Origin of the sequence: Delftia sp. ASV31 (assembly GCF_016428765.1) — a bacterium.
Classification (GTDB): Bacteria; Pseudomonadota; Gammaproteobacteria; order Burkholderiales; family Burkholderiaceae_C; genus Comamonas; species Comamonas acidovorans.
The window spans coordinates 1-507 of record NZ_JAELTK010000207.1; the positions used below are offsets into that span (position 1 = coordinate 1).

Below are 507 nucleotides of genomic sequence, written 5' to 3' on the forward strand. Positions count from 1 at the left end.
CCCCCCCCCCCCCCCCCCCCCCCCCCCCCCCCCGCCACCCACACTGTTCGCATTTCGTCGGCAGCGTCAGATGTGTATAAGAGACAGGGGCCGCTCAGATCCCAGATGGCCGTTGTCGAGTTGTTCTCCAGTAACTGGATGTCGGCCGTGGCATTGCTCGTATTGATGCGGCCGTTCCTGATGGGGCCATCAAAACGGACCGTGGCAGTGGTGGGCTGATTGTTCGCTCCTGGGGTTGAGCAGCCATCCAGCCTGATGGTGATCGTTCTCTGATGGGCGGGAAGAGCAACGTTGCCCACGGCGCCACCGCCAGACGTGAAACCGCGGTCATTGGGAGGTACGATACCGAAATCGATCTTCTGGTCTCGACTTCCCAGATTGACGATGCAAGTGACAGGAGAAATATTTCCTGTGAATCTGACGATTCCACTCTGAGTGGATTGCGCATGGACAGAACTCAGTGCAAGCAAGGACAAGCCCGCAACCGAAAATTTCAATGCAGAAAAT

General features: G+C 57.6%; 1 pseudogene. It reads left to right on the forward strand.

Annotated features, from left to right (window positions below):
• Window positions 1-219 (forward strand): annotated as a pseudogene (locus JHD82_RS29030) (hypothetical protein); the annotation flags it as partial.
• Window positions 220-507 lie beyond the last annotated feature (288 nt).